We start from the raw sequence: 7,125 nt of genomic DNA, 5'->3' as shown, positions 1-7,125 counted from the left end.
CTGAGTAAGCCAAATTGGCGCGGGATGGAGCAGCCCGGTAGCTCGTCAGGCTCATAACCTGAAGGTCGCAGGTTCAAATCCTGCTCCCGCAACCATTAATGTCGAACAACTAGCCACCTTCGGGTGGCTTTTTGCGTTTTGCACATCAAAGATAGCAAACAACTTGTCGTGATCGTACGGTGCATCGGTCAGATTAGCGACCTTGTTCCTGTACACATCGGACAGGTTAGGGTGCAACAACACCGGGGCAGTCGGTTCGGCATTGGCCAAATCAGCTTCCAGTTCGGCTTTGCGGGCTTCCAGGCTGTCCAGATTCGCTTTCATGCTCTCATGAAACATCCCCTCTGCAATGGCGGCAACTAAACGGTCGATCAGACGCGTGACCTGCGTCAGCTCCCGCTCGACGGTCTTCCGGTTGTTTCAGGTGACTTTGTTAAGGCTCGAGGAGCTGCTTTTATATTGTTCGCCCTATTGAATGACACTGCCACCACTGGAGCCAAAGAGCGACCGCTCAGGCAACAAATGGGGGCGCGTTTCGTACGGCCAAAAGTGCCGATACCGTCGCTAATCGGGATGTGTTGGGTGGCATCTTGGCGGGCCTAACCGGCGTCCGACTGTTCTTGTGGCAAAATGCCAAGATGAGGGATGCCTGCCATGATCCAGTCCTCTACCGGATCGGGCCGTGCCTGACACTTGCAGGTGTTAGGGGTTTAGATGAACCTCCGGAAAGAGAAGATGGGTTATTGGGACCCTCCATGTCTTTTGGGGGGCTGATGCAAGCACTCATGTTTGCGCGTGCAACTATCGATACTTGATCTGTGAGCCAAATGCCCCTTGCTTTCGTAAAAGGGGACATGCTCTAACATTCTTACAATTTACACGAGATTAAGGCTTTCCATTCATGTCGGATGAGGTTCAACCGTCGTTTGGCGACTGGATGAGGAAAATCGAAGCCTTGATAAAGGAGGGGAACCTTGGCCCGGTTGCCGAACTTCTGCGACGCACTCCCGAGAAATGGCGCGAACGCCCACGTTTTCTGGCCTCAATTGCAAGATTACGTTTCAAAAGCGGTGACAGCTCTGGCGCGCTGAGCGCAGTTGAATCAGCGATACATGCTGGAGCATCTCAGCCTGGGATTTTTCTATTGAAAGCTGAGGTGCATAAACGCCTTGGGCAATCAGATGAATATCAGCAAACCCTGAAGTCAATGCTTGCACAGTTTCCGGGAAATCCGGTCGCTTTGAAGCGCCTGACGGTTCATCATCTAACTGAGAATAACCTCGGTGCTGCGCGAGCCTGCGTAGCCGAGTTGCCGGATACTCCGGACATGGCGGATTTTCGAATGTCAGTAGACTACCGAATTGCAGTGTGTCTTGGAGACGTGGGCGGAGTTGTGGCTGCTTTGGATCAAATTGCCTTGGGTGCTTTGGCTTTACCTGCACTGCCCGAGTTACGAGGTGTCCTTCTAGAAATACCAAAAGAAAAAAGGGACGAGCTGGTTCAAAAACTAACGGTTAAGTGGCCCGACCTGAGCGACAAAATTGAAACCAAGAGCTATTCCCTTACCGCCCGCTTGTCAAAACGCAGTGCTAAAGATCAGGCCATGGCTCTTGCTTTGGGGGGACAAACTCAAAAGGCACAAAACCTTCTCAAAAGAACTTTTCCGAATGGGAAGATGGATACGGGAACGATGGCGATGATAGATTGTCTGCCACCTGAGTCTTCGCAAAAGAGGCCCATTGTTTTTGATAACGGCGGTGATGTCGTTGCGAGCAAGAAAGGGAAAACTGGCACGACATTACTTGTGTTCACCGGCTTGCGGGATCGGGCCATGATGCCGATAGAGTTTATCGACAGGTTCTGTGCGGCAGAAGGGCATTCGGTAGTCTATATAAGGGATGTAACCCGTAGTGGGTTCATTGGGGGTGTACCGGCACTCGCCCAAGATTTTTCTGGGAGCCTTGCCGCCTTGTCAAAGCTGGTGGACGACTTCGACACGAAGAAATTACTGTGCTTGGGAACTTCGTTTGGCGGCTTCGGTGCTATTCGACATGCAATTCAATTGAAGGCTGATCGGGTCCTTGCCGCGTCCGCTCCGACAAACGTAACATCTGAGTTTTTGGCTGACATAGACGACAAACGTGGGCGTTTGGTGGCACGGCGTTTGCACAGGACCTTTCCTTTCGGCCGTCTAGACCTGCTTCCTGAAGTCGTTGCAGCACAAGGCCGGTGTCACATTGATCTATGGTTTGGCAGCGAACACGAGGTTGATGTGCAACATGCGCGTTATCTGTCGGATTGTCCCGGTGTCAGCCTATTTCCTATTTCCGAGCTGGGTGAGCATCTCTCGTTGCCACACGTAATCGCAAGCGGTGCATTCGAGGAGTTTCTCAATAGATGAGCCAAGTTGAAACCCAGTCCCGATCGGACCGTCAAAGAAGTTTATTCAAACGAATTGGGAGGCTCCAAACCAGCAATTACGACATAAGCAACACGTGCAATTTGCAGTGTGAGGGATGCTTGTACTTCTCTGGAGCGGGCACCGAGATCGCAAAAGCAGAGGAAGACGTTGGCGTTTGGCGGACGTTTTTTTCAGACGAAGCAAAACGCGGTGTAACTTTCGCATATTTGGGCGGAGCTGAACCCTCTTTGGCTCCGGATCGCATCCGAGCCTGCCACGATCACATTCCCATGGGTTGTATCTTTACCAACGGCACCAGGAAAATTCCTTCTGATATCCGATATAGAATACATGTCTCTCTGTGGGGTGACGATGAGAACTCGAAGACGTATCGCGGCGCTAGTGTAAATCGGAAGGCGATGCTGAACTATAGTGGTGATGACCGTGCGGTGTTTGTCATGACGCTCAACGCCCTAAATATTGGAGAAATCTCCACCGTTGCGCGCGCCTGCGAAGATCACGGATTGCCTTTGGTCTTTAGTTTGTTCTCACCAACGCTGGACTACAACAAGCGCATGACTGATGTGCACTTTGATGAAACCAATTACTTCCGCTTTAGCTCTGCGCAAAAAGATATGCGGCTGGACGATGACCTGCTGCTCCAGGCGCGAGATGCGATCTTTGAGGCCGCCGCGGTCTCCCCGGAAACAATCCGGATCTCGCCTGCTTTTATCAATTGGGTGACAGAAAAGGGCAGCCTTTATACCCTTGATGAAAGCGGGGTTGCAAAAGACTGTGGTAACAGGCTGACACGCCGCCACGTGCATTTCAACGCTGACCTAACTCGCAATAGCGAGAAGTGCTGTTCGCCGAATATTGATTGTAAGGACTGTCGCCCCTATGCCATGAGCCTTGCGACCTATTTTAGCCGACGGCGCCAAATGCCCAAAGACTGGGAAGATGTTTGGCACCATTGGTGCGATATCTTTGGCCCAGTTTAGTCTATTTCCAAAGGATGCCACCTAATCTGAGCTGATCCCAATGAGCAGAAAAGTCAGTGTCTGGGAGCTTGGATGTGCTTGGGATTGGCCGAAATTGGCATCAGTGACGTCGCTGTCAGTCTTCGGGTGCCGCAACGCGAGCTCAATGCCGAAATGGGCTTGAGTATCCGTCGTTGCTACCGGGCATATCCATTACCTTTTGCAGCGAAGGACCGCTTCCCGACCGCAATCTAAATCCCGGAAAGCGTTGGTGCTTTTCATGTGCGCGTCGCTCGACAACGGCGGTAGCGTGCTCCTGTAACCAAACAAAAGCTGCCCACATGGGGCAGCTTCGTTTGTTTGCGCGCTTTGGCTACGGACAGTTGGTCATTCCAGATAGAAGACTTGTTCCATCGAAGCCCACCATTCGCCTTCAGAACGCGTCTCAAGCGGTGTCTGCATTGGTCCGCAAACCGCCCACCACTTTTGGGTCGTTTCATCTTCCGCCATTGCAGCCATGTCGGCGGCAAAATCCGTTCCAGTGTATTCCCAGTAGCTAAACATCAGGTTCTCCGGCTCTCTCAGGAAAATCGAGTAATTTGTGATGTTTGATTTCCGGAGCTGCGCGAGCACTTCGGGCCAGACGTCTGCATGAAGTCGCTTGTACTCGGCTTTGTTGTCTTCGGTGAGGCCGATCACCATTCCCATTCGTTGAACCATTGTGCCTGATCATTCTCTTTGTCGTTAGAGGTCATAAAAGCGGGCAGCGTTAGCGCCCAGAATTTTTGCTCGGTCTGCTTCTGAAAACGGCGCAAGCGCGTCATCGACTACCCGTCGCCAAGTGCCATAGTCGCTCGCGAGGTTCACGACCGGCCAATCGCTGCCGAACATAACCTTGTCGACCCCAAAAGCGTCGAGTACGTGGCGCATAAAAGGACTGATGTCCTCGATCTGCCAACCGGGTCCGACTTCGGTCACGACTCCCGAAAGTTTGCAATGAACGTTGGGCAGGGTCGCCAGTTCCGATATCCCTTGAACCCAATCATGCGCCGGCGCTTTGGCGCCGCCCATTGCAGGTTTCGCAATATGGTCGACCACGATGTTCAACTCAGGATGCTTGACGGCGATCTTGTGTATTGCTGACAGATGCCTCGGTTGGATCAATGCGTCCAACCGAAGAGCGGTTCTTTCCATGTGGGCGAGGGAGGGGGCCACTGCGTCTTGCAAAATCCAATCAGTGTCTTCGATGGTTTGTAACATGGGGCGCAAGCCCTTTAGGATCGGGTTCTTGGCCAAACGATCGATCTCCGAAATGGCATTGTTGGCCGCAAGGTCTACCCATCCAACCACTCCGGCCACCCATTCGGTTTGTTCAGCAATGTCCAAAAGAAATTCCGTTTCCGCGACCGTATCAGTGGCTTGGACAATAACCGTCCTGTCAACGCCAGCGTTTGACAGAAGGGGCGCAAGATCGGCTGGACCAAAATCCCTGAAAATTGGAGCGACGCTTTCGTCGGGCCAAGGGTAGTCGCCGCGTGACAGTGTCCAAAAGTGTTGGTGGGCGTCGATGATCAATTGTCGTCTCCGATATAGCCTTCGTTGCGCAGATGTTGCCAAAGCGCGCTGGGCAAAGGGTGTTGGAATTGTGCGATGTTTCGTTTCAACGAGCCCGCCTTGGTCGTTCCAATCAGGGTCGATGCCACAATTGGGCTCTGGTCTGGGTATTGAATGGCCGCTGCCGGCAAAGGCGTTCCATGTGCCTCACAGACAGCCTGGATCTCAGCGACACGGTCGAGAATGGCCTGGGGCGCAGGGGCATAGTTGAAATGTGCCCCTGGCACAGGGCCAGTGGCCAGAATACCCGAGTTGAAGACGCCGCCGATAACCAATTTGATATTGTGTTGTATCAGCTTGGGAAAGAGGCGGAGCCGCGCGGATTGATCCAGAAGGGTATAGCGTCCGGCCAGGAGAATCAGATCCATGTCGAACTGCCCGATAAGCTCCTCGCAAATCTCCACGGTGTTCACGCCGAGCCCTACGGCCTTCACTGTCCCATTAGCTTTCAGTTCCTCAAGCGCCTTTATCCCGCTTCCAAGTAATTGGGAGCGGTGTTCTGCGGTATCGGTGCCTGCGTCCGGGTCGCCGATGTCATGGATGAAGAGAATGTCGATGCGGTTCAGCCCGAGACGCTGGAAACTGTCTTCCACCGATCTCATGATGCCATCATAGGTATAGTCGTAGTGCTGTTTGAACGGCCAAGCGTTGTGAAAACCGTTCACCACGGCCGGAGGATTTGCATCTGGTGACAAAATCCGGCCGACTTTCGTAGAAATCACCCATTCCTTTTTGTGGCGCAGAAAGTCACCCAAAAGGCTCTCGGATGCTCCATGACCGTAGTGTGGCGCGGTATCGAAATAACGAATTCCGCTGTCCCATGCTGTTTCCAGGACGTCCTGTACAGCTTCAGGAGTGACTGGTCGGTAAAGGCCGGCAATCGCTGCTGTGCCCAGAGACAGGCGATGTGCGTCAGTAAGCATGAATTTTCCTCAGTTCCGGTGGCAGCCGGGGTTTTCTTCGGAGCCGGCTTTGTAGGTTAGAACAAATTCTACGTGCCCAAGTTCTTCGGAAACGGTGCGCCCGCCAGCACCCAAGGCAAGCAGCTTGTCGTATATTTCTGTTCCAATTTCATGCAGTTGGGCACCGCCATCCAATACGCGTCCCGCATTTACATCCATGTCGCCCGACATACGCGCGAATGTTTCGGGGTTGGCGCATACTTTCAAAACCGGCGAAATCGCTGACCCCACAACTGATCCTCGTCCGGTTACAAAGATCACGGCATGCGCGCCGCAGGAAATCAGTTCAACGATCTCAGCATTGTCGTTGATATTGGGAAAGCCGAACCTCGGGGGGCCATCCGGTACTACATCCAGAAGGTACAGGCCTCCTGTCGCAGGCCGTTGAGCGGGACGGATAATGCCGCTGATTCCACTCTGGCCGGACTTGGCGTATGCCCCGAGCGATTTTTCTTCAATAGTGGAGAGGCCGCCGGTAGCGTTGCCGTTGGAAAACGACCCATAGCCCATGTTTGCGTAGTAAACGGCGGCTTTTTCGACGGTCTTTACGATCTCATTGCGCAAGCCGTCACCAATAGCGCGTTCCGCCATAACATGCTCGCAGCCGATCAGCTCTCCGGTTTCTTCAAAGATGCATGTGGCACCTTCAGCCACCAGACGGTCAAATGCGAGACCCGCCGCAGGATTGCCCGTTATTCCGGATGTGGCATCAGAACCGCCACATATCGTTCCGATCACCAATTCAGACACGTCCATTGGAATTCTGTCTTGCTGGTCCAAGTCGGCCTTCACGTTTGTGATCCAATTTCGGCCAGCTGAAACCGCTGACGCTGTGCCTCCCACGTCTTGTATTGTGACGACGTTCACCGGCCGGCCGGATGCACGAACAGCGTCTTCTAAAGTCCGTTTCTTGAAGTTTTCACACCCCAGCGAGACCAGTTGAACAGCGCCCACATTTGGGTGTGTACACAGCGCCTCCATCATCTGTTGCGCATAGTCGGAAGGAAAACACCCAGGAAAGCCAATCACTTGCACGTCGGATTCGTCGAACGGGCGCGCGATCTGCTTGCAAACATGATGTGCGCACTCCACCAAGTAGGCGACTAGGATCACATTGCGAATACCTTTGCGGCCATCTCTACGCGGCCAAGCCATCATTGCAGTCATA

General features: G+C 53.2%; 6 protein-coding genes and 1 tRNA gene. 3 read left to right on the top strand and 4 right to left on the bottom strand.

Annotated features, from left to right (window positions below):
* The first annotated feature begins 18 nt into the window (after positions 1-18).
* The 3 genes from BXY66_RS11675 to BXY66_RS11665 all read left to right on the top strand — a co-directional run bounded on the left by BXY66_RS11675 (position 19) and on the right by BXY66_RS11665 (position 3,402).
* Positions 19-95 (top strand) — tRNA-Met (locus BXY66_RS11675).
* 806 nt (positions 96-901) lie between these two features.
* Positions 902-2,401 (top strand): tetratricopeptide repeat protein, encoded by a 1,500-nt coding sequence (locus BXY66_RS11670; protein WP_132860276.1) that lies wholly within the window; start codon positions 902-904, stop codon positions 2,399-2,401.
* Positions 2,398-3,402, top strand: coding sequence for a hypothetical protein (locus BXY66_RS11665; RefSeq protein WP_132860275.1), 1,005 nt, complete (start codon positions 2,398-2,400; stop codon positions 3,400-3,402). The genes BXY66_RS11670 and BXY66_RS11665 overlap by 4 nt, the downstream gene beginning before the upstream one ends.
* Positions 3,403-3,768: 366 nt before the next feature.
* On the opposite strand, the gene BXY66_RS11660 is transcribed toward BXY66_RS11665, so the two are convergent.
* From BXY66_RS11660 to BXY66_RS11645, 4 genes are read right to left on the bottom strand one after another with little or no spacing between them, the layout of a single operon-like run.
* The gene (locus BXY66_RS11660) at positions 3,769-4,101 is read right to left on the bottom strand and encodes an L-rhamnose mutarotase (protein WP_132860274.1); all 333 of its coding nucleotides are present in this window, start codon (positions 4,099-4,101) and stop codon (positions 3,769-3,771) included.
* Between the two features lie 24 nt (positions 4,102-4,125).
* Positions 4,126-4,956 carry an amidohydrolase family protein gene (locus BXY66_RS11655; protein ID WP_132860273.1) on the bottom strand — a complete coding sequence of 277 codons (831 nt, stop codon included), beginning with the start codon at positions 4,954-4,956 and terminating at the stop codon, positions 4,126-4,128.
* A complete protein-coding gene (locus tag BXY66_RS11650; protein WP_132860272.1) occupies positions 4,953-5,918 on the bottom strand; it encodes an aldo/keto reductase in 966 nt (321 codons plus the stop codon). The genes BXY66_RS11655 and BXY66_RS11650 overlap by 4 nt, the downstream gene beginning before the upstream one ends.
* Before the next feature lie 9 nt (positions 5,919-5,927).
* Positions 5,928-7,124, bottom strand: coding sequence for a UxaA family hydrolase (locus tag BXY66_RS11645; RefSeq protein WP_207911309.1), 1,197 nt, complete (start codon positions 7,122-7,124; stop codon positions 5,928-5,930).
* Position 7,125 lies beyond the last annotated feature (1 nt).

Origin of the sequence: Shimia isoporae (genome assembly GCF_004346865.1) — a bacterium.
Taxonomy (GTDB): Bacteria; Pseudomonadota; Alphaproteobacteria; order Rhodobacterales; family Rhodobacteraceae; genus Shimia; species Shimia isoporae.
The sequence above is the reverse complement of the archived record's forward strand: the minus strand, read 5'-3'. Positions and strand labels throughout refer to the sequence as shown.

Coding starts and splice junctions, on each gene's coding strand:
- BXY66_RS11660 (WP_132860274.1), bottom strand. CDS start 4,101: ATGGTTCAACGAATGGGAATGGTGATCGGCCTCACCGAAGACAACAAA.
- BXY66_RS11650 (WP_132860272.1), bottom strand. CDS start 5,918: ATGCTTACTGACGCACATCGCCTGTCTCTGGGCACAGCAGCGATTGCC.
- BXY66_RS11665 (WP_132860275.1), top strand. CDS start 2,398: ATGAGCCAAGTTGAAACCCAGTCCCGATCGGACCGTCAAAGAAGTTTA.
- BXY66_RS11670 (WP_132860276.1), top strand. CDS start 902: ATGTCGGATGAGGTTCAACCGTCGTTTGGCGACTGGATGAGGAAAATC.
- BXY66_RS11645 (WP_207911309.1), bottom strand. CDS start 7,124: ATGACTGCAATGATGGCTTGGCCGCGTAGAGATGGCCGCAAAGGTATT.